The sequence below is a fragment of the Paenibacillus paridis genome (assembly GCF_006345825.1).
GTDB classification, from domain to species: Bacteria; Bacillota; Bacilli; order Paenibacillales; family Paenibacillaceae; genus Pristimantibacillus; species Pristimantibacillus paridis.
The window spans coordinates 2,227,359-2,249,724 of the sequence record NZ_VCIX01000092.1 but is presented as its reverse complement, the minus strand read 5'-3'; the positions used below and the strand labels follow the sequence as shown (position 1 = coordinate 2,249,724).

The following is a 22,366-nucleotide window of genomic DNA, read 5'->3' as shown; positions in this document are numbered from 1 at the left end:
ACGTGATATTCAAGCCTCTTAATCATTTGCTACAATAGAAGTGAATAATGAAAGGATGGTGATCGGCATGCAAGAAACGGCAAAGGAATTTTTTGAATCTAAGCTATTCGTTCCTGACGAATTCGCAAAAAAAGGAGGCATCTGGCCGCTCCGACTTGGTCGAAATATTGCTAAGCCTAGCTATCATTCAGGGCCAATGATTCTAGAGTATTATAATATGCATTTTATTATGGAAGGTAAGGTAGAGTTTACCTTTGACAAAGAACACGTTGTGTTGTCTAAAGGCGATGTGTTTGCGATGGTTCCGGGAAGTACATTTCGTTACCGGTTAGCTCCGAGTGAGAGTCATCTACAGATGATATGGATTTCCATAGACGGACCGCAGGCACCGGAGCTCTTTGCCGCGGCTGGCTTTAGTAAGGCATCTCCTTACCTTCTAGGGATAATGACCAAGGAGCTTGAGACCACGTTTCGACAGCTATTTCTTCCTCAAAAATATGATCTAAAACGGCATAATGAAATTTGTTCACTCCTATATCGCATATTTGGTCTGATGATTTCAACTGATTCGTCCGAAAAGAACCAGAGCGGCAAAGAAAACTGGATTCCTAAAAGCGTTGCTTTTATGGACACGTACTATATGGAACATATTACCGTTCGTGATGTTGCTGATTTCTTATCTCTTCATCGTACATATTTCTCGAAGATGTTCTCGGAGGCTATGGGGGTATCCCCAATCCAATATTTGCACCGATTACGAATGGAAAAAGCAGCAGAGCTACTATCCTCTCAATTTATGATTAGTGAGGTTTCATCCATGTTAGGTTATTCTGATTCCTATGCATTCACACATGCTTTCAGCAAATATTACGGCAGACCTCCAGGCGATTGGAGAGCTGCGCAACGAGTTTCAGGCATAGAAAGGAAGGAGCAATAGTGAAGAGCACGCGAACTACGTTTTCCTTGCAGCTCAAGCTTACCTTAACCTTTTTGCTCATCCTCATTCCTTTGGTCGGTGTAAGTCTATTTGCAAACAATTATTCGCAGGGCATTATGAATGTGCAAATTAGTGACCGGACGAAAGGGGCACTCCTAACGTCACTTGCTTATATGGAGCAAACAGCGAATACGATGGATCAGCAAACGCTGCTGATTAGCTCCAATCCTAATATTGTAAACATCTTTAGAGATATTGAAGATCCGCTTAACCCTGCACATTTGTATGATATTCATACCGTTATGCAACAGCTAAGCTCTCTTGTCAATATTAACGGTGCCATTCAGGAAGCGTATATTGTACATGGAGCGAGTGGGAATGGCGTTTCTACAGCGCTGGGGGCACTCAGATGGCCTCAGGTAAGTGAAGAAGGCTGGTTCCAGCAAGTCGTTCAAGGAATTGGTTCTCTCGTCATTTATATACCTGATGAGGATTCCAGCGGGGATCAAAACTACTATTTAAGAGAATCTAATCTATACTATATTCGACTGCTAGACGTTTTAAGAGATAATCCTGAGCCGAATGCGTTGATTTTTGCTGTAAATAAATCGTCGCTTCAGAATATGATTCAACATCTCCAAACGACTGAACGAATGAACATTTCTTTATTTTATAATAACAGACTCATTCTGGAAACGAATCCTGCAGCTAAGCAAGCCTATGCTTCTGATATGTTCACTATGAAAGAGGCTAGCGGTGCGTGGTCTATTCAATTAGAGCAGCCAAAGGATGAGATATTCAAGCAATCGCATCGGCTGCAGCTCTTTACCTACGTTACGATTCTACTCAGCATCCTTCTTGCTGTGTGGACGGCTTGGTTGATTTACAATCAAATTTTAAAGCCATTGCACCAATTGTCAAGCGCTTTCAAATTCGTAGGCAAGGGAAATTTGAATTATCGAATTAAGCATGCTCGGAGAGATGAGTTCGGCTTCGTGATGAACGGTTTTAATCAGATGGCAGAGTCACAGAGAAGGATGATCGAGGAGGATTATGAGAAGGAGCTGCGCCTAGCTAAGTCGGAATTCAGCTTGCTGCAATCCCAGGTTAATCCACATTTTCTGTATAATACACTAGATTCGATCTATTCGGTGGCTATCAAATTCAGAATGAAGGAAATTAGTGAAATGGTCTTAAATTTGGCCAAATTTTTTAGAGTAAGCTTGGGAAAAGGACGGAGTCATTTTACATTAGAGGAAACGATGCAGCATTTACTGTATTACATACGTGTCCAACAGATGCGAACAGAACATTTTTCAGTTGAGATTGATCTGGAGAAAGGCTCTGAGACCATTCCTATACTCAAGCTGCTGCTGCAGCCCATAGTGGAAAACGCCATTATTCATGGACTTGAGAAATGTCCGTTCGAGGGCGAGCTGCGCATACGCTCCAGAGTTCATCAACATTTTTTATTCATTGAAGTAGAGGATACTGGTTTGGGAATACCAGATACTTTGCTGAAACAAATTCAACGTGAGCTTAGCATACTGACAAGTAAGCTGTATCGCGTGCCGCAAGAAAGCCCTTCGGTTCAATTTTTTGGCATGAAAAATGTGAAATCGAGAATGAAGCTCTACTATGGAGAAGAAGCAGATGTCCAGATTGAAAGTGAAGAGGGACTCGGAACAAAGGTCACCTTAATCATTCCTATTCGAGAGGAGGAGGAAGAACATGAAGCTGCTCGTCGTTGAAGATGAATTTCAAGTCAGAGAGCGGATTGCCTATGGCATTTCATGGGAAGATTATGACATTGAAATTGCTGGAGCTGTCGCAAACGGCAGGGAAGCGATCATGGCTGTAGAGAAGGAATGCATTGATATCGTCATTACCGATATCCATATGCCCGATATGAGTGGCCTTGAGCTTGCAAAGGAACTGAAGAGTGAATATCCTCATGTTAAGGTCATCATTTTAACGGGCTTTGACCATTTCGAATATGCACGTGACAGCATCGATTATGGAGTCGTTAAATATCTAGTGAAGCCAGCGGAAAATGAGCTCATACTGGAAACGGTGATAAGAGCCAAACAGCTTCGTGAACAGGAACTGAACGCCATTCATAACATCGTTCTGCTGAAGCAGAGATGGATGGAGCATCTGCCGCATCTTAAACAATCCTTTTATAAAAATTGGTTGAACGGGCGTTTGTCTACGTGGGAGATAGAGAAACGCAGTCAGGAGATCGGCTTCTCTCTAGCAGGCAACATCTATTTGCCTGTCACGCTCGATATGGATCCGATTGCTGAAACCGATAACCGTTTCCATTCAGGGGAGCGGCCGTTAATTCAGTATTCTCTCTTCAACATTACACGGGATGTCATGGAAGATATGGATGGTATCGTTATACATGATGATGACGGATTGACAGCAATTATTTTCTTTGCCCCTTCGGGTGTAGAGGTGTCAGGATTTCAACTCAAAGTCAATCAGCACCTTGGCAGGTTGCTGAGCACGGTTAAATCCTGTTTGAAGCTAACAGCCAGCGCGGGTATTGGTACCTGTGTGGAGGATCAAGCACTGCTGCCAATTGCCTATAAGCAGAGTAGAATGGCATTACAGGAACGTATCGTGCTTGGTAATGAAACCGTCATTCCATATCGTAACGATGCCCCTTCCAAGACCGTTTGGTTGAATATGAATGATCTGGAGAAGGAGATCGAAATAGCTGTGGAAACGGGCAATGAGAGCAAGCGGTCGGAGCTCATCAGCAAGCTAATGGACATCGGCTTCTCACCGAACCATACCATTGTTAATGCGAGAGAGATGCTGCTTCGCATTACGTCCTTGTTGACGAGAATTGTCAATTCCCGTGGGTGGAGTTTACGCGAAACACTTGCCGAGGATTACACAGATTTTATCAATTTTAATCAGTTGCTAGCTAAGGAACAGCTGATGGAATGGCTGCATCGCATGATGACGCGGATTAGCAGGTCGATTAGCGAGCGCCGAAAATCGGGAACGCATATTACGGTTAGTGAAATTTTGGCCTTCGTTGAACGACATTTATATGAAGAAGAGCTAAGTTTATATTTTGTAGCTGAGAAGATGTATATGAATTATGCCTATGCAAGCAGGATCTTTAAGGAGGTGACCGGCAGTACTTTTTCGGATAGCGTGCTAAAACTGCGTATGGAAAAGGCGAAGGAGCTGCTGGCAGCGGGGAGCAAAGTGTATGAAGTGGCAGAACAAGTCGGGTATAAGAACGGGAACTACTTCTCGCGAAGCTTTCAGAAGTACTGGGGAATTAAGCCGAGCGAAATGAACAAGTGATAGCTTGTAAATCAAAAAAAGACATTCAACATGAACGGTTGGTGTCTTTTTTTGCATTTTCAAAACGTAGAATTTGTTGTCATTAAAGTAGAAGGATTAGTCTACTTTTTCATTTCCTGAAAAGCTATAGTTAAATCAAGAAACAGCATGATAGCTAAGGAGATCACAAACGATGAAAACAAACTCTACGGTAGTAACCAGGGAAGTGAAACTAACAAAAGGGAGGTCATCGAAGCTTCTAAAATATTGGGATTTGTATCTAATGTTATTGCCTGCAGTTATCCTCATCCTCCTCTTTAAATATATACCGATGTATGGCGTCATCATTGCCTTCAAGGACTACAATTTCATGGAAGGCGTGTGGGGGAGCGAGTGGGTAGGATTTCAATATTTTCGTGAATTATTTTCGTTTGATGAATTCCCAAGAGTTGTGAGAAATACCGTTATCATCAGCTTGATGAAGCTGCTCGTAGGATTTCCAATTCCCATTATTCTAGCTTTGCTGCTGAATGAGCTCAAACTAGACAAGTTCAAACGAATGGTACAGACGATTACTTATCTGCCTCACTTTATTTCATGGGTCATTATTGGCGGCCTCGCCATTGATATGCTGTCTCCCAGCAGCGGTATCATTAATAGAATCATCGAAATGTTAGGCTTCCAACCGATCTTTTTCATGTCGGATGAAGGAATTTTCCGCTGGATTCTCGTAGGCTCGGATATATGGAAAGAAGCGGGTTGGGGTGCGATTATTTATCTCGCTGCATTGCTGGGAATTAATGATGAGCTCTATCAAGCGGCTACCGTGGACGGGGCCAATCGTTTTCGTCAAATTTGGCATATTTCGCTTCCTGGTTTAAAGTCGACCATTATCATTATTCTCTTGCTTCGGATCGGTTATATCTTAGATGCAGGTTTCGAACAGGTACTCGTAATGTATAACCCAACTGTTTATGATGTGGCAGATATTATTGATACGTATGTGTTTCGAGTGGGCTTAGGCTCTATGCAATTTGGTCTAACTACTGCTGCTGGATTATTCAAGTCAGTCATTGGCTGTGTCCTTCTCGTTCTGGCTAATGTTTTTGCAAGGAGAATGGGGGAAGAAGGAATTTTCTAAGGAATAGAAAGTAGAGGGTTATGATGAGAATAATTAGGAAAGAATCCATATTTAATTATGTAAACGTGATTCTATTATCGTTGCTTTCCATAGCAACCGTTGTACCTTTGATTCATATCGTAGCAAAATCATTAAGCAGCGAAACGTATCTTCTAGCGAAAGAGATTTGGCTATGGCCGAAAGGCTTTAACGTGGCTTCTTATGAATATGTACTCTCGTATAAACAATTTTACATTTCATTCTGGAATTCTATGATTATTACCGTAGTTGGAACGGCAATCAGCATGGCTGTCACCACATTGGCTGCCTTTGCGCTCTCTAGAAAAAACTTTCCTTCTAAAAGAGGGTTTATGCTATTCTTCGTCATCACGATGTTTTTCAGCGGTGGTCTAATTCCTACTTATCTGGTTGTGAAGCAGCTCGAATTGTTGAATACACTCTGGTCCATTATGCTGCCAATGGCCTTGGCGCCGTTCAATTTAATCCTGATCCGCAACTATTTTTTAAGCCTGCCTGAGGCTTTGGAAGAGTCAGCGATAATGGATGGGGCTTCTAACTTACGGGTCCTAGCTTGGATCTATCTACCTTTATCTATACCGACTATTGCAACGATCGCGATGTTTTATGCCGTTGGTTACTGGAACAGCTTCTTCCAGGCCATGATGTATATCACAGATAGAGGTCTGATGCCACTGCAAGTATTTCTTATGCAGATCGTAACGAATTCCAAGACAGGGGATATGACGACGGGTGGCGTTTTAAGTGAACTTACGCCAGAGTCTACGACGGCTGCCGCGATCATCTGTGTCGTATTTCCTATCCTTTGTGTATATCCCTTCATCCAAAAATATTTTGTAAAAGGTGTTATGTTAGGTGCGGTCAAGGGATGATCCATTCCTAATCCGGACTTTCATATGAATAATTAATTAGGGGGCGTAATCATGCATTTTAGAAAAACAGTGGCCATTAGTATTAGCTTAGTGTTGTGTTTCCTTGCTATTTCGGGGTGCAGCACAAGTAAGGAAGCGGGTCAGAATGGCTCAGAAAAGACAGCTGCAACGAGTGAGGGTGGGGAAGAAGCCAAAGCGCTAAAGGATTTGAAAATTACAAGGCTTTATCACGGCGTAATGGAGCAATTCAAAGGTTCAGACACGATGAATAATAATAAGATAATTAATAAACTTAGGGAGAATTCAGGCTTTAATATTCAATATGAGTCACTGCCAAATGAAAATCCATCGCAAAAAATATCTATTATCTTTGCTTCTGGTGATGTGCCCGATTTGATAATGGTAGCTGGCAAATCAGACTATTTCAAATTGGCCAAACAAGGTGCGCTCGAGCCTCTCGATGATTTAATTGCAAATGAAATTCCGAATTTGTCTACAATGGCGACCAATGAATCGTTAGATGCTTTGAGGTATGAGGGAAAACTTTATGCAATTCCTTATCGAAATGCATTAAAGGTAAGTAATGGCCTTATCGCTCGCGCAGATATTTTGAAGGAATTGAACTTGAATGCCCCAACAACGATCGATGAGTTTTATTTGACAATGAAGACGATTAAAGAGAAGAAAAATATTACGCCGCTAACGATGGCAACTTCAAGTGCGGGCTCTTTCTTTGATGGCTTCTTCCCGTTCGCCGCTGCCTTTGGCGTGTCCACACCTACAGTCGTAAAAGACGGAGAATTGAAATTTTCCTGGGTACAGCCGGAATTCAAGGGATTTATAACCACTCTCAAAAAGTGGTTTGATGAAGGATTGCTTGATCCAGAATTTGCGGTCAATAAAGATAGCAAAGATAAGCTGATAAACGGAACAGCTGTATTTAATACCTTGTATTTCTCCTCAGGCATTGATGTGGATAAAGCGTTGCAGGAAAAGAAGGATAGCGGATCTGTTCAGTTTATCGCACCTCCCGTTGGAATAAATGGACAATCAGGGATTCAAGATGCTTCGATTTCCACGCAGTACATTGTGATTCCAAAGCAAGCAAAAAACAAGCTTGGCGCAGCCCAGTATCTAAACTTCTTGTATAAGCAGGAAACGGATATCTTGCTTAATTACGGTATTAAGGATGAGGATTACACAGAAGCGAATGGGGAATACACGCAGTCGAAGGAACAGAGCGACAAAATTGCCTGGCGCTCGATGTACGGCTTAGGAGATACGGATTTCGGCATTGATGCAAGACTTAAAGCCAAAAACTTGTTGCCGTATTATGAGCCTCAGCTTGCATTCAAAAAATCACGTGAGGAAACGAACTACGCCCCATCCATTGAAGCGTTCGATTCGAAATTCCCAGAGTTGCGTAATTTCGCTGAAGAAAACGCGATGAAATTTATTATGGGTAAGCGTGATTTGTCGGAGTTCGACAAATTTACAAAGGAGTTTGATGCTAAGGGTGGAAAGGCTGCAATCGATGCAGTGAATGAATGGTATACACAGAAATAAAAAAGAGACGCTAGTGTGCAGTTGCCTGTTCCTTGGGAGTCTTTGCTATGCAAAGGGAGACCAAGGAACGGGGCAACTGAGCTCTCGGCAAGGGAATTTATTTCTGTATGGGAGTAGATTACGTTAGCTGTCAAATGGAAAGGGAAAATAAGATGAGCAACATAACAGATCTTCTCGTCATTGGCGGAGGGCCGGTGGGTTTATTTGCTTGCTTCTATGGCGGTATGCGTAAAGCGAGCGTTAAGCTGATTGAAAGTATGCCGCAGCTGGGAGGCCAGCTAGCAGCATTATACCCGGAGAAGTATATATACGATATTCCAGGATTCCCGAAAGTTACGGCTCAAGAGCTAATTGATCGTTTAGTGGAGCAAATCAAGCCATTCCCCATTGATATTTGTCTGAACGAGCAAGTACTTCGGGTTACGAAGCTTGAAGAGCAGCTGTTTCAAGTGGTGACAGATAAAGGTGAGCATTATGCCAAAGCGGTCATTCTAGCCGGGGGAGCAGGAGCTTTCCAGCCTCGACGGGTTGAGCTTCCTAATGTGGAGCGCTTCGAGAAGGAGAATCTTCACTATTTTGTTAACGATCTTAAAAAATTCACAGGGAAGAAAGTATTAATAAGTGGGGGAGGGGACTCGGCGGTCGATTGGGCATTAATGCTGGAATCGATTGCTGAACAGGTAACTTTAGTCCATCGCCGGGATAAATTTCGTGCTCATGAGCATAGCGTAGAACGGCTTAGAAACTCAACAATTGATATTCGAACGCCGTGGGAAATAATGTCTCTGGATGGCGAGGAGCACATTCAGCAAGTGCAGCTTCAACACTGCCATTCCGGAATCGTTGAGAACATAGAGGTGGATGCCGTTATCGTAAATTTCGGTTTTGTATCTTCTCTCGGACCAATTGCGGAATGGGGAATTGCTTTGGAACAAAGCGCTGTTGTTGTAGACAGCCGAATGCAAACGAATATAGCTGGTTTTTTTGCAGCGGGAGACATAACGAAATATCCAGGTAAGGTGAAATTGATTGCAGTCGGATTCGGGGAGGCCCCGACGGCTGTTAACAACGCCATGACCTACATCGATCCAGAGGCAAAGCTGTCTCCAGGACATAGCAGTCACATGAAAATTCCACAGCTATCTACGAAGTAAACGTTTCGATCCTTACGGGGATGGACTTGCTGAAGTGATCTATGGGAAGCCTAGAAATAGGTTAGTCATCTTATTATAACGATGAGCAAAGACAACAAGGAAGCAGTTGAAGCTGGGACAGCCTCTTTGCTCAGCGATATCCTTTAGCGTGGTTGTTCGCAAGTAGCAACTGCCAAAATCAATTTATTGGATAGCAAATGGTCTTGAACGGCGAATAAGAACGCCGGCTGTCACGTTCAGAATGACAACCGGCGTTCTTATTTTGTATCCTTTATGAATCATTGAGGTTATCTGTTATCTTTTAGAAATACCGATTGGTTAAATGTCAAGTTTACGGGTACCAATCCATTTCACCATTTCTGGATCGCGATGCGAAAAGAATAAGCTCTGATTCGTATCTAATGCAGCAATGATATCTAAATCCTTTTGCTCCAATTCAAAATCAAAGATATCAAAGTTTTCGGTAATTCTTTCTTTCCGAATAGACTTTGGAATCACAACGACTTCTCTTTGTGTCAACCAGCGTAAAACGACCTGAGCAACGGATTTATTATGTTTTTCTGCAATGGAGCGTAATTCCTCATTTTGAAACAAGTTGTTTTTTCCTTCGGCGAAAGGCGCCCAGGATTGGATTTGAATACCGTTTTCTTTCATGAATTTCGCACTTTCGATTTGTTGGTTGAAGGGGTGCGTTTCAACCTGGTTTACGGCAGGAACGATTTTATTATGAAGAATCAGATCGATCAGGCGGTCCGGATGGAAATTGCTTACGCCAATTGCTCGTGCTTTTCCTTCACGGTTCAGTTCCTCCATCGCGCGCCAAGAGCCATACACATCGCCAAATGGCTGATGAATTAAATACAAATCCAAATAATCCAATTGTAATCTTTCTAATGATTTTTCAAATGCTCGTTTGGTGCTTTCGTAGCCAGTATCCTGAACCCAAAGTTTCGTCGTAACAAATAATTCTTCTCTTGCCACGCCACTCCGTTTGATCGCTCTGCCAACTGCTTCTTCATTCATATAAGAGGCAGCGGTATCAATCAGACGATATCCCGCCATAATAGCGTCATAAACGCTTTGTTCACAAACATTTGGGTCAGCGATCTGAAAAACGCCAAAACCGAGTACAGGCATTTCAACGCCATTGTTCAAAATGACTTTCTGCATGATAGAACCTCCATTATTTGTAAATTAGATTTGTATCCATGAGTCGTATAACCTGATCCATATGCATATGCCGCGAGTGCAATCAAGTATATACTCAACATCATTGTCCATTACCATTCATTTCTTAACGTAGCTCCTGTAGGGCATGACTTCATTATGTATTTCTGGACTACTTACGGATATCTCATTCGTCTTAAATGATTGCCTAATCCTCTCAGCAGCATTCCTTATTAACAAACAAATGGCGTATAATAAAAAAATGAAATCTCAAGGAGGAGCCAATGATTGAAGAAATAAAAACTAGGCACGATAACATTACGACAATCATCAACCGCCATTGTCTTCAAACAGGAGTGTTACAGACAATAATTCCTTCGTTGTATCTCATTCGTTCTGATAGGGTAAACGTGCCGGCCTACCGGGTATTCAATCCTTCCTTTTGTTTTGTTACGCAAGGGTTGAAAGAGATTTTCCTTGCCGAGGAGCGCTTAGAATATGGACCCTCCAATTATCTGATCACCTCTATGGACCTTCCAGTAATCGGACAGGTTATAAAGGCTTCACCTGATGAGCCATACATAAGCTTGAAACTTGATCTAAGCCAGAATGAAGTTTTAGAGGTATTGAAAGATGCTAAAATTCATTTCAACGCTAACGAAAATGCAGCGCGGGCCATGTTTGTCGGTCAGATTGAGTTATCGATACTAGATGCTATACTCCGTTTGGTACTGTTGCTCGATACTCCTCAAGACATACCCTATCTTGCCCCTATACACAAGAAAGAGATCATATATAGGCTCCTTCAAGGGCAATATGGCGCAACCCTTGCACAAATTGCGCTGGAAGGAAGCAACACCTATCGGATCAGGGAGGCCATTGACCAAATTATCCAACATTATGATCAGTCTTTGAGAATTGAAGAGCTTGCTGATGTCGCGAGCATGAGCGTTTCTTCGTTCCATAGGCACTTTAAAGAAATTACTGCGATGAGCCCGCTTCAATTTCAAAAGCAATTGCGGCTGCAAGAAGCCCGCAGCCTATTGTTAATGGAGTCAGCAGATGCCACAGAGGTTGCGTACCGGGTTGGTTATGAAAGTTCATCCCAGTTTAGCCGTGAGTATTCTCGCATGTTTGGTTATCCTCCCAAGATGGATATAAGGCGGCTGAAAGAGACGTATGAGCAGATAGACGGAAATGCTGATCCAAGCCTCATCAGGACATCTCGTCCATGAAGTGAGAAAAACATTGCGCCGATAGAATAAGCCATAATATAAGAAAGGCAGCTGATCGTCATTCAGCTGCCTTTCTTTATTTATGTACTATGCACTGATACATCGTACATCTTGTTTATTAGGCAAACGAGAGAAATAGGCAATCATTTAAGATAATCGAGTTAACGTTCTTCACATCATATCCTGCATAATAAGTTTACACATTATGAAATCATGCGGTCTAAATGATGGAAATCTATATTGCTGGGACTCACTATACGCTACAGTTTATTCATAAACAGAGGATAACAAAAGAGCGGAAATCAACGATGAAGCAAGGAGAATAACGTGTACACTCGATTAAAAAAATTGTTTAAAATTAAAGGTTACCGAATATTTGTCATTTGTGTTTTTTTGGTTGGCGTCGGGATTTCAATAACGATGCCGTATTTGGCGCTCTATTTTACGGAGGATTTGGAAATGAGCTCGGGAGCCTTTGGTGTTTTTACAGCTGTGAGTTCATTAACTGGCGTAGTTGCAAACTCGTTCATTGGTAAATATTCAGATCGCAAGCTGGATAGGAAATTAATTATTATGATTGCTACGGTTTCTTCGGCACTTGGCTATACTTCATATTTAGTGTTTGACCATTTCTTAGCCTTGCTTATCATTGTTAGTTTTTTTAGCGGTTTAGGAGCTGCTGCCATGCCGCAAATTTATGCATACGCTCAGCAATCGGCAAATGAAAGCAACTCCGATGACAAGACTTTCGCCATGTCTACGTTACGTTCACTTGTATCTCTCGGATTTCTTATAGGCCCATTAGTCGGAACCATTATTTTGGGGGTCGTCGGATACGAGGGGCTCTTCCTGGGGACTTCCGCAATTTTTCTTATTATCGCATCGCTTACGTTTCTATTTCTGCCAAAGAAAAGAGCAGTTCAAAAGAAAAGAGCAGAAAGAGGCACCACTTCGCTTGAACGCAGGCAGCTCTGGTTTCCATTAACTGCTTTCATCCTTTTATTCTCGGTAAATGCGATAAACGGAATCGTCACGCCGTTGTTTATTGTAAATGAACTGCATGGCAAACATACAGATGTCGGTCTGGTCGTTAGTATTTGCGCTGGATTGGAAATCCCCATTATGTTTGTGCTTGGTGCCTTGGGCAGACGGATATCGAATCATTCTTTAATGGTCTACGCCTGCGTTATTGCCTTCATTTACAGCGTGATATTAAGTATTGCCACAGCTTCTTGGCAACTGATTGCAGCACAGATATTACAGGCAGCTTTCGTGGCTATTGTTATGGGAAACGGGTTAAGCTATTTCACGGAGCTGTTTCCAAATTCACCTGGGATGTCCACAGCAATCTATTACAATGGGTCCATTATAGGAAGGCTAGTAGGCAGTTTAGGTGGCGGTATGGTTGCTCAGTTTGTAGGCTTGCGTGATGTTTACTGGGTATGTATGGCAATTGCGGTAATCTCGTTTTTTATTTTAAGGAGTAAAAAACCTAATAAAGCGATTCAAATTATTACCGATAACTGACAAGAGGGTTGGAATAGGTTTTGACCGTTTCGATCAAGATTGTTACACTAGGTTATACGATAGGTAATATTTCAATTAGAATAGGTGGATCCAGCTTTGGAAAATAAAAAGGATACCTTAGATTCATGGTTATTTTTGACCGATCTTTATTCCGGTGTCAATGATAAATTAGAAAGAACGCTACAAGAGCAAAACAATTTGTCCTTGAAAGAATTCTATGTGTTATATTTCATAACGAAATCGGATAATAAAAAACTTAGGTTACAGCAGCTGCAGGAAATGATCGGTTTAAGCCAAAGCGCGATCTCCAGACTAGTCGTGAGAATGGAAGCGAAAAACTTTGGCGCATTAGAAAGACTTGTATGTGAAGATGACCGCAGAGGCATTTATACGCGGATAACGGAGCTGGGTGAAAAAAAATTCCAATCCGCACTTAACACGTTCAACGAGGTGTTACAATTGGATATCCAATATGATGAATTGAAGAAGCTGCAGCATCTGATACCAAAATTGTCTTAACGGTACCCATATTTAGATTTATTCTCGGAATGATGAACAAGGTACGGGCAAGATAGAAGCTGCTGAGTATATCTCATATGAACATATTCCTCGTCAGCGCTCGTACCAGACTAGCTGACATGCTTATCCTTTGCTTGCGTGAGCTTATAAAGAACGGGGACTATTGGATTGATAGCGATTTTGCGATTTTTTCATGCAAGCAATAAAGCAATTTCTGAGAATATCGTACATGGACGTTGACAGTATAAATAAAAGTGGTAGAATAAATGCTTGCGCATGCATTTTTTATAATGGCGATAATTAATTTTACAGACAGCGAGGAGCCTATTTTATGAAAGATATATTAAGTCCCTATACGGTTAAAGGATTGGAATTGAAAAATCGCATTGTTATGCCACCTATGTGCCAGTATTCGGTGGAGAAAAAGGATGGCATTGCAACAGAGTGGCATTATATGCATTATGTTAGCCGAGCTATTGGCGGTACGGGCCTCATCATCATTGAAATGACTGATGTAGAGCCGGATGGCCGAATTTCAGATTATGATTTAGGCTTGTGGTCGGATGAGCAAATTCCTGCTTTGAAAAGAATCGTGGATGCCTGCCATTCTTATGGTGCTAAAGTGGGTATCCAAATTGCTCATGCTGGACGGAAAGCAGAAGATGCGGAGGTGCCCGTAGCGCCAACTGCTATTGCGTTTGATGAGCATTCGAAATTGCCCCGTTCGCTCACAACCGAAGAGGTGAAGGGCATGGTGGAGAAATTCGGGAACGCAGCAGCACGTGCGGTGAAAGCTGGGTTTGATACGATCGAAATTCATGGCGCACATGGTTATCTGATTCATCAATTTCATTCTCCGCTAACGAATAAACGCGAGGATGAATATGGAAACGACCTAACGCTTTTTGGGCGTGAAGTTATTAAGGCGGCCAAAGCTGTGATGCCTGCTGACATGCCCCTGCTGATGCGAATTTCGGCGAAAGAATATGTCGAAGAGGGATATGGTATTCAAGATAGCATTGCTTTTGCTAAAGAATATCAAGGAGCAGGAGTAGATATGTTTCATATTTCTTCAGGCGGAGAGGGACCAATTGCTGCTTGGGGCAGACCAGGAACCCATGCGGCATATCAAGTTCCGTTGGCAAAAGAGATCAAAGAAGCGCTTCAGGTACCTGTAATCGCTGTAGGGAGATTGGATGATCCTACGTTGGCGAATGCAGTTATTGGAAATGATGAAGCTGATTTGGTTGCCGTGGGTAGAGGGCTCCTCCGAAATCCATACTGGGCGCTAGAAGCTGCGACACAGTTGAGAAAAGAAACGCAGGTTCCGAAACAATATACCTCGGGATTCTGATCCATCAAGACACTTCATTGATTAACATAAACTAAGAAAGCAAAGTCTGTTTCTTTCCAGGCTCTTGCTTTCTTAATCGTGGAATAGGGGATTTATTGAATTATGACTAAAAGCAACAATCTGAAAGTAGTTAAACTAGCTTTGCTGCTCGGTTTATTTTCGACACTCGGCCCTTTTACGATCGATATGTATCTACCGGCTTTTCCTGAGATTGTAAAGCAATATGAAACGACGGCTTCGCTGGTGCAGCTCAGCCTGACTGCTTGTTTACTCGGACTCGGTATCGGTCAGCTTGTCATGGGCTCAATGAGCGACGTCCATGGTCGACGTATTCCGCTTCTTATCTCTATGGCCGTTTATGCAATCGCCTCATTAGCATGCGCATTCTCGCCCAATATAGCACTCTTGATCGTCTTTAGGTTCGTACAAGGATTTGCGGCTTCTGCGGGCATCGTTATTTCTCGCGCGATCGCACGCGACCTTTATAGCGGCCACGAGCTAACTAAATTTTTCTCTATGCTTTTGCTTGTCGGTAACTTGGGGCCACTCGTAGCGCCGGTTACCGGCAGCGGGATACTTACCTTCACGAATTGGAAAGGCGTTTTTGTCATGCTCGCTTTGCTAGGCATTTATTTGTTTTCCATGACCAAGTGGGGGCTGCAAGAGACATTGCCGTCTGATCAGCGTAGACCCAGCAATTTCAAGCAGCAGTTGCAGAACTACGGAATGCTGTTGCGGGATCGCCAGTTTGTTGGGTATATGCTGGCACAGGGCATTATGATCGCTGGGGTATTCGCTTATGTTTCAGGGACGCCATTCATTTATCAAAATATTTACGGAGCTTCGCCGACTGTATTCGCGCTTTTGTTCGGATCGAATGGAATCAGCCTGATCATCGGCTCCCAGCTCGTGGGGAGAATGGCGCATCGCGTATCCGAACATACCTTTCTGTTAATCGGTCTGCTGCTCGCTTGTTTGGCAAGCGTCGCTGTTTTGGTAGTAGCTTTGCTCCATGGGCCGCTATTCGCGCTGGTGATTCCGCTTTTTTGCTTCGTAGCGGCAATTGGCATTACGTCTACTGCAGCGTTCCCGCTCGCCATGGAGAGCCAGAGCCATATGGCGGGCAGCGCGGCAGCTTTGCTTGGCGTCATCCCTTTCTTGCTGGGAGCGATTGTTTCCCCGCTAGTGGGCATCGCAGGCGAGGACACCGCGGTTCCGTTAGGCGTCATTATTTTATTAACGAGTGTTTCAGCGATGCTGGCTTACTTCTTCTTGGGTAAGAAGGCACCATCAACCAGCAGTTTAAAATAGCCGCATAGGTCATTAGGAAATCAGTCTGTCATTGCTATTAGATGATGGACTGGTTTCTTTTTTGACATTTGAAATACATAGCATCGTATAAAACAAAGTGATTATTATAGTAGTTCAATCAGTCTTCAATCAGTACTTCAATGATCCTCTTTCCAAGTTTTCCATGCGAAAATACACATAAATACAACACCACCAAGCAGACCTAATGCCATATCTTTATGCGTATCGAAGACATCACCCTGCATACCAACAAATTTGGCTTCACCACTAGGCCCAGCAACTAAGGCCGCTGCCATTTCCAAGATTTCGAATAGTGCGCTAAAACTGAGCACAGCAACAACGGGCAAAATATAGATCCAGACTCCACTTAGCTTGACTTTAAATTTTAATATCTCAAGAAGCGGGAAAGCAAACAATAAGCCAAAAGCGAAATGAACTACTCGATCGTAATAGCTTCTTTTGGTGTGCAAAGAGATTTTTAGCCAATGGTCAAAGGGCGTGCCTTCGTATGTATAATGTGCTGCATAGATATGAAGCAAAAAGAAAACAAGCATAAAAAGATAGGACAGATTTGAAAAACGAAACCATTTGTACGTGATGACAAGGGTAAGAATAAAAATGACAAGTGCTAAACTATTCGCGAGCCATTGAGATCTATTCGTTGGTGATATCGCCATAAGACCAAAAAACAGGATGAATACGATTATCATGAAGTGGAGAGGTTTATTTCGGGAAAATGGAATGCTTGTGCTTGTCCATTTCGATCGGTTATCTGTCAAAGTACGATCACTCCTTCTATAGTCTACAATAGTGTTTCCGGAATTAGAGAAGTGAATTCAGAACGCTAACCTTCATTTGATATTGATTATCATAATCAATTGGTATACGCTAAAAATATGACATCGATTAAAGGAGAGAACACAGGTGCCAGAAGATCCGAAATTTACATACCATTTTACAAAAGAGATGATTGATCTTGCCGTTCGGATATGGGCTCGCTCATCTATATCACTTTTAGATGTTCGTTATCAGTTGCTTTATCCAGACACCCCATTGCAAAATTACAGGATGCCGACCAATATGTTTGTGTATACCGAAGGTGGGCCGGCAAGCATAAAACTCAATCATACCTCCTACCAGTCTGGACGATTTGGTATTTTCCATGGAGGAAAGGGAACAGAGTTATCCATTCATCCTACCAGCTCAAAGCTGGGGATGTTTATGGTGCTATATAAAGCCGAAACGGCGCCATTTTATAAAAGAGACATTTATCGCTTATTAGAGAACATCAACCCGTTTATACAGGTTTTTGGGTTTTCACCGTCAAACCCCATTTTCTTCATAGAAAAGTTTCAAATCATGTTTAAGCACTGGAATCAAATGTCCGCACTACATCAATTTAATGCGAAGGCCATTCTATATCAACTTATCTATGAGATATACAAGGAGCTGGAAGAGGGGAATATCCGTTACTTTGAGCCTGATTATGTGGAACTTGCCAAGCAATATTTGGATCAACATTATACCGAGCAAGTATCCATTCAATTACTTTCAGAAATGCTGCCAATAAGCAGAAGTTTACTTGGTAAGTTGTTTAGGAAGCGAGAACATAAAAGCTTGCAAGAGTACTTGAATGAGAGCCGACTGGATGCAGCCAAACGTTATTTGCAAAGTTCAAGCGTATCGATACAGGAAGTTGCTGTTGGCTGCGGCTTTACAGACGAACTGAATTTAAACCGGATGTTTAAAAAATATGTTCAAATGACGCCAAGCGAATATAGAAGAAAAATGATTGATAACATTACCAAAAATGATATTGATAACGATTATCAACGTCACTACAATGAGAGAGGACTAGATAGAGTAGTCCATTCTAAGAGAGACGGGGAGTTAAACATGTTTGTACAGACAAGAAGCAAGGAAATTATTCTGGCAGCTGCGATGAGTTTAATGCTGTTATTATCGGCGTGTTCGTCAAATGCTCCAGTGACGCCAAGCTCGGCGCCTGCCCAATCACAAAATCAAGAAATAGCTATCACCCAAGAAAAAGGGGCAGAGGATGTGGCTCAGACACGCATTGTGAAAACAGAGCATGGGGATGTGGAGGTACCTGCAAATCCGCAGCGTATCGTCTATTTAGTAGGTAATAATGTGGGAGATATATTGCCCTTTGGAAAAACGGTAGTTGGCGTCGATAAATATGGTGATCCAACCATGCGGCCAGATGAATGGAGACAACAATGGGGACATTTCGTCGCAGATGCTAAGGTTATTCCAGGTGATGATTTGGAAGGCATTATGGCTCTTGAGCCTGATTTAATCATCGGCTCTCCTACTTGGTCCTCTTCTTCACTTGAGCAATTGAGTAAAATAGCGCCTACGATTTTTTATAATGAAATGTCAACATTAGAGGAGAGAATGACTTTCTTCGGAGAGGTATTCGGAATGCCTGAACAGGCTGGGAAATTTATTACTGACTATACGACTAAAGTCGAAGCCGCAAAGAAACGCCTTGTGGATGCCGGCCTTTATGATAAGAAAATCGTATTTTTGCAAGGTGTGGAAGAAGGCACTCCGGGATTACAAGGAGATAAAACTAGAGGAATTATCTATGAAGATCTGGGTATGAAGGCTCCTGAGATTATTGAAAAAGAATTTTTTAACAGAGAAAATCCAAAATCGGAAGGTTTTTATGCGCCAATTTCTTTAGAAGTGATTAGTAAATACTTAAACGAGGCAGAAATTATCGCTTATACAAATTTTGAACCAAATGTAGAAGAGCTTGAAAAGAAGCTTTCCTCGGTTGCTATATGGAACACGATTCCAGCGGTAATGGGAGAAAACGTTACGTTCTATTCAACTACTGACACTTTAAATGACTATGATTATGCTAGCCGCACGATTTCATTAGATACTTTTGTAAATACGCTGTTAGAACTGCCGATTGCAAAAAAGTAGTCCTGATTTGGAAAGGAACTATTGCACATGCAAGTTGAGAGTCCCGAGAGAGAACGTAGAAAGTGGTCGGGTAGTTTCGCAATCTGCATGATTATAGGTTTGGTTCTGCTAGTACTACTATTGGCATTGTCAATTACCTTCGGTGCAGCCGATATGCGCTTGATCACTGCCTGGAAAGCTATCTTTCATTATGATTCGAATATGACAGAGCACCAGATCGTCCAAACTTTACGATTGCCGCGGACGCTGGCTAGCTTGATTGCAGGCTGCAGCCTGGCTATCTGTGGAGCTGTGATGCAGGGCACGACTCGTAATCCGCTAGCTGATTCCGGACTAATGGGCATTAGTGCAGGATCAACGCTATCCATCGCCATCTGTATGGCTTTCATACCTAGCAGCACTTATGGCGAACGAATGCTGTTCGCTTTTCTAGGTGCAGGAATTGCTACCTTTATGACCTACTATATTGCCTCGCTGGGCAAGAGAGGGATAACGCCGCAGCGGCTGGTGCTGGCCGGCATCTCGATATCGATGCTATTTGGTGCATTCAGTCAGTATGTGGCGATCCGCTATAATATTGGACAGTCGTTGGTATACTGGACATCTGGCAGTGCGGCGGGAGCCAAATGGAATGAACTGCTAATCATATCGCCTGTTTTTGCAGTTGGCTTGCTGGCTGCTCTTGCCTTATCTCCGTCCATTACGATCTTAAGCCTTGGAGAGGAAGTTGCCAGCGGTATTGGACTGCGTCCCCGCGTTGTCCAAGGAGCCGCTACGATTATCGTACTGTTGTTAACAGGACTGGCAGTGATCGTGATCGGACCGGTCGGCTTTGTCGGCTTAATTGTGCCCCATATGGTACGACACTGGGTCGGTGTCGATTATCGTTACATTATTCCAGCATCTGCCGTCTATGGGGCTCTCCTAACCGTAACGGCAGATCTGATTGGCCGCATAATCAACAAGCCGTTTGAAACCCCGCTTGGTATTGTTTTTGGCGTGGTTGGCGTGCCGTACTTCCTCTACCTCGTTCGTACGCAAAGGGGGAAAATGGAATGACGGTTGTATTAAGAAGAAAGCGGCGAGCGATTTATGTACTATTGTGCTTAACGGCGATGCTGCTTGTACTTGCCGTTATGAGCATCAATTCCGGAAAAATTAGCTTAACGCCGTTTGAAGTGCTTAAGGTCATGATAGGTGGCGGGACAGATCGTCAACAGACCGTTGTGATGGATTTCCGATTGCCTCGAATCATTCTCGCCATACTAGTAGGTATCGGTATGAGTTTGGCCGGGAGCGTAAAGCAGACGTTGTTGCGAAATGATATGGCAAGCCCTGGCACACTGGGGATAAGCGCTGGTTCTGGACTTTTTGTATTGTTGTACATCGTGATGTTTTCAACGCAAGGAATGTCTGCTGCTTTTGCAATGCCCGTATTATCCTTTGTTGGTGGGCTGACATCGGCAACACTGATCTTTCTGCTTGCTTATAGGCGCCGACGACCGAGCTCCCCAACGAGTCTGATCTTGACTGGGGTGGCTCTGGGCAGCGGCTTTGGTGCGGCAAGCCTGTTTCTGACGCTCAAGTTGGATGAAAATCAGTTGAATTTTGTGCTGCGCTGGAGTGCTGGAAGTTTATGGGGAACCGAATGGCGCTATCTGATGATTTTGGCACCGTGGATTTTTGTGTTTTCCCTATATATTTTTTATAAAGCGCGTTTGCTCGATTCGCTGTATTTTGGACATCAGGTGGCGACGGGGCTCGGAGTATCGGTCAAGCGGGAGTTTCTGCTCCTTGCTATCGCTGCGATTGCTCTGGCGTCAGGCAGTGTATCGCTAGGCGGGAATTTCTTTTTTATCGGCCTGATTGCACCACATATGGCGCGCAGACTGGTGGGAATTAACCACAAATGGGTGTTGCCCGCATCGTGTTTGATCGGTGCAGTCGTTGTTTTGCTGGCCGATACCATTACGCGCATAGTGAGCTTTGGAGCAGATGTGCCGACCGGTATTGTAATCACGATCCTGAGCACTCCTTATTTCTTATATTTGATATCCAAGACAAATTAACTTGCTATTGGATGATCTGAAAAACGGAAGCACCGCAGACAAACCTGCAAAAGGCAGAGCCTGCGGTTTTTTCGTTCAAAAACTATCTATGTTGCAATTTTCTGAATTCAAACAACCTTGCTTTGAAAATCGCCTTTTAATAAAAGCTTAATGCCGACGCACATTAACGCTTGTCCGCTGATTGGCCGTTCCATACCGTCAACCTGGTATAAACTCTCCTCCTGTAATTCCCGGAGCCTCAGTCTCGGAAGCTCGTTCATAAAAATTCAGGGAATGTTGGACGGATAGCCGAAATCGTCGGATATCCCGGCCAACAATATTTCAGCTGAATAGTTAAGAACGCGGCTGGGAACTTCCGCATGGTATCCAGATTCCGCAAAAGAGAATTTGTTACGACGTTCAAACTTGATTTTGAATAATAAGCCTTGTCAAAAAGAATAAACTCTTTTATGATGTATCGTGTACGATATGTCATTTCGCATGGAAAGCGGTGATTACATGAAAAAAGGATTAAGTCGCTATGTTTTGACGGAAGAAATCTACGCGGTACTAAAGGACAAGATTCTAACTCACGATATAGCTCCCGGCGAGAAGATCAATATAGATCAGCTCGGACGCGATCTGGAGGTTAGTAATATCCCGATTCGTGAATCACTGTCTAGATTGTCCGCGGAAGGATTGGTCGAGACTATCCCGTTTAAAGGCATGTACGTTGCTAAGATGTCCCAGCAGGAACTGGATGAAATATTTGAAATCCGTATGGAGTTGGAAGTCTTGGCAATAAGAAAATCCTTCGGTAAAATTCCAATCAAGCAACTTAACAAGCTAGAGAAGGATATGAATAAATGGCATAAAGCGGAGTTTACTAACGACGATGAGAGGATTCGGTACATCTCAGAGATGAACGAAGGTCTTCACGGACTTCTATTGGAATGGTGCGGGAACCGCTCGTTGCAAAACTTAATACGCTCGTACATCGAGAAAATTCAAAGATACTTATCCTTGTCTCATCAGCATTTGGATCAAACGCTCATTCATGAAGAGTGGGAGGAGCATATGCTGGTCATTCGCGAGCTGATCGCAGGCGATACAAACTCAGCAGAACTAGCGCTTAAAAGCCACTTGGAACGATCGCATGCCAGAACCAGAATATATGTTGAATAAATTTTTTTGATAAAAATCATACACGATACATGATTTATATGGAAGGCGGTGCACAAGCTACAAAG

General features: G+C 43.0%; 19 protein-coding genes. 16 read left to right on the top strand and 3 right to left on the bottom strand.

Annotated elements, in window-relative coordinates; translation table 11 throughout:
* The first annotated feature begins 67 nt into the window (after positions 1 to 67).
* From FJQ58_RS31820 to FJQ58_RS31790, 7 genes are all read left to right on the top strand, one after another.
* Complete coding sequence (locus tag FJQ58_RS31820) at positions 68 to 937, top strand: helix-turn-helix transcriptional regulator (RefSeq protein WP_162341905.1); 870 nt, start codon at positions 68 to 70, stop codon at positions 935 to 937.
* Positions 937 to 2,688, top strand: a complete 1,752-nt coding sequence (locus FJQ58_RS31815; protein ID WP_139999845.1) for a sensor histidine kinase — start codon at positions 937 to 939, stop codon at positions 2,686 to 2,688. Before FJQ58_RS31820 ends, FJQ58_RS31815 begins: the two co-directional genes overlap by 1 nt.
* Positions 2,669 to 4,267, top strand: coding sequence for a response regulator transcription factor (locus tag FJQ58_RS31810; protein ID WP_139999843.1), 1,599 nt, complete (start codon positions 2,669 to 2,671; stop codon positions 4,265 to 4,267). Before FJQ58_RS31815 ends, FJQ58_RS31810 begins: the two co-directional genes overlap by 20 nt.
* Before the next feature lie 172 nt (positions 4,268 to 4,439).
* On the top strand, positions 4,440 to 5,387 hold the full coding sequence (locus FJQ58_RS31805) for an ABC transporter permease (protein WP_139999841.1): 948 nt from the start codon (positions 4,440 to 4,442) through the stop codon (positions 5,385 to 5,387).
* A gap of 23 nt (positions 5,388 to 5,410) precedes the next feature.
* Positions 5,411 to 6,277, top strand: a complete 867-nt coding sequence (locus FJQ58_RS31800) for a carbohydrate ABC transporter permease (protein WP_139999839.1) — start codon at positions 5,411 to 5,413, stop codon at positions 6,275 to 6,277.
* A 51-nt stretch (positions 6,278 to 6,328) separates the two neighbouring features.
* Entirely contained in the window at positions 6,329 to 7,843 is a 1,515-nt protein-coding gene (locus FJQ58_RS31795; protein WP_139999837.1) for an extracellular solute-binding protein, read from the top strand.
* Positions 7,844 to 7,977: 134 nt separating this feature from the next.
* Positions 7,978 to 8,997, top strand: a complete 1,020-nt coding sequence (locus FJQ58_RS31790; protein WP_238404460.1) for an NAD(P)/FAD-dependent oxidoreductase — start codon at positions 7,978 to 7,980, stop codon at positions 8,995 to 8,997.
* Positions 8,998 to 9,315: 318 nt separating this feature from the next.
* Here FJQ58_RS31790 and FJQ58_RS31785 read toward each other — a convergent pair whose 3' ends face one another.
* Positions 9,316 to 10,167 carry an aldo/keto reductase gene (locus tag FJQ58_RS31785; protein WP_139999833.1) on the bottom strand — a complete coding sequence of 284 codons (852 nt, stop codon included), beginning with the start codon at positions 10,165 to 10,167 and terminating at the stop codon, positions 9,316 to 9,318.
* Between the two features lie 281 nt (positions 10,168 to 10,448).
* Here FJQ58_RS31785 and FJQ58_RS31780 point away from each other — a divergent pair, with 281 nt between their 5' ends.
* The 5 genes from FJQ58_RS31780 (at position 10,449) to FJQ58_RS31760 (ending at position 16,110) form a co-directional block, all read left to right on the top strand.
* On the top strand, positions 10,449 to 11,399 hold the full coding sequence (locus FJQ58_RS31780) for an AraC family transcriptional regulator (RefSeq protein WP_139999831.1): 951 nt from the start codon (positions 10,449 to 10,451) through the stop codon (positions 11,397 to 11,399).
* A gap of 327 nt (positions 11,400 to 11,726) precedes the next feature.
* The gene (locus FJQ58_RS31775; RefSeq protein WP_139999829.1) at positions 11,727 to 12,926 is read left to right on the top strand and encodes a sugar efflux transporter; all 1,200 of its coding nucleotides are present in this window, start codon (positions 11,727 to 11,729) and stop codon (positions 12,924 to 12,926) included.
* Between the two features lie 96 nt (positions 12,927 to 13,022).
* The gene (locus tag FJQ58_RS31770; protein ID WP_139999827.1) at positions 13,023 to 13,445 is read left to right on the top strand and encodes a MarR family winged helix-turn-helix transcriptional regulator; all 423 of its coding nucleotides are present in this window, start codon (positions 13,023 to 13,025) and stop codon (positions 13,443 to 13,445) included.
* Between the two features lie 331 nt (positions 13,446 to 13,776).
* Positions 13,777 to 14,799: an NADH:flavin oxidoreductase/NADH oxidase gene (locus tag FJQ58_RS31765; protein WP_139999825.1), complete on the top strand. Its 1,023-nt coding sequence runs from the start codon at positions 13,777 to 13,779 to the stop codon at positions 14,797 to 14,799.
* Positions 14,800 to 14,901: 102 nt separating this feature from the next.
* A complete protein-coding gene (locus FJQ58_RS31760) occupies positions 14,902 to 16,110 on the top strand; it encodes a multidrug effflux MFS transporter (protein ID WP_139999823.1) in 1,209 nt (402 codons plus the stop codon).
* Positions 16,111 to 16,247: 137 nt separating this feature from the next.
* On the opposite strand, the gene FJQ58_RS31755 is transcribed toward FJQ58_RS31760, so the two are convergent.
* Positions 16,248 to 16,889 (bottom strand): DUF2238 domain-containing protein, encoded by a 642-nt coding sequence (locus FJQ58_RS31755; RefSeq protein ID WP_238404416.1) that lies wholly within the window; start codon positions 16,887 to 16,889, stop codon positions 16,248 to 16,250.
* A 145-nt stretch (positions 16,890 to 17,034) separates the two neighbouring features.
* Between FJQ58_RS31755 and FJQ58_RS31750 the strand changes: the two genes are divergently transcribed.
* The 3 genes from FJQ58_RS31750 to FJQ58_RS31740 all read left to right on the top strand — a co-directional run bounded on the left by FJQ58_RS31750 (position 17,035) and on the right by FJQ58_RS31740 (position 21,137).
* The gene (locus tag FJQ58_RS31750) at positions 17,035 to 19,068 is read left to right on the top strand and encodes an AraC family transcriptional regulator (protein WP_139999821.1); all 2,034 of its coding nucleotides are present in this window, start codon (positions 17,035 to 17,037) and stop codon (positions 19,066 to 19,068) included.
* An 87-nt stretch (positions 19,069 to 19,155) separates the two neighbouring features.
* Positions 19,156 to 20,127: a FecCD family ABC transporter permease gene (locus tag FJQ58_RS31745; protein ID WP_238404415.1), complete on the top strand. Its 972-nt coding sequence runs from the start codon at positions 19,156 to 19,158 to the stop codon at positions 20,125 to 20,127.
* Entirely contained in the window at positions 20,124 to 21,137 is a 1,014-nt protein-coding gene (locus FJQ58_RS31740) for a FecCD family ABC transporter permease (protein ID WP_139999817.1), read from the top strand. Before FJQ58_RS31745 ends, FJQ58_RS31740 begins: the two co-directional genes overlap by 4 nt.
* A gap of 107 nt (positions 21,138 to 21,244) precedes the next feature.
* Here FJQ58_RS31740 and FJQ58_RS33460 read toward each other — a convergent pair whose 3' ends face one another.
* Entirely contained in the window at positions 21,245 to 21,397 is a 153-nt protein-coding gene (locus FJQ58_RS33460) for a GH36 C-terminal domain-containing protein (protein ID WP_139999815.1), read from the bottom strand.
* A gap of 238 nt (positions 21,398 to 21,635) precedes the next feature.
* Between FJQ58_RS33460 and FJQ58_RS31730 the strand changes: the two genes are divergently transcribed.
* On the top strand, positions 21,636 to 22,301 hold the full coding sequence (locus FJQ58_RS31730; RefSeq protein WP_139999813.1) for a GntR family transcriptional regulator: 666 nt from the start codon (positions 21,636 to 21,638) through the stop codon (positions 22,299 to 22,301).
* Positions 22,302 to 22,366 lie beyond the last annotated feature (65 nt).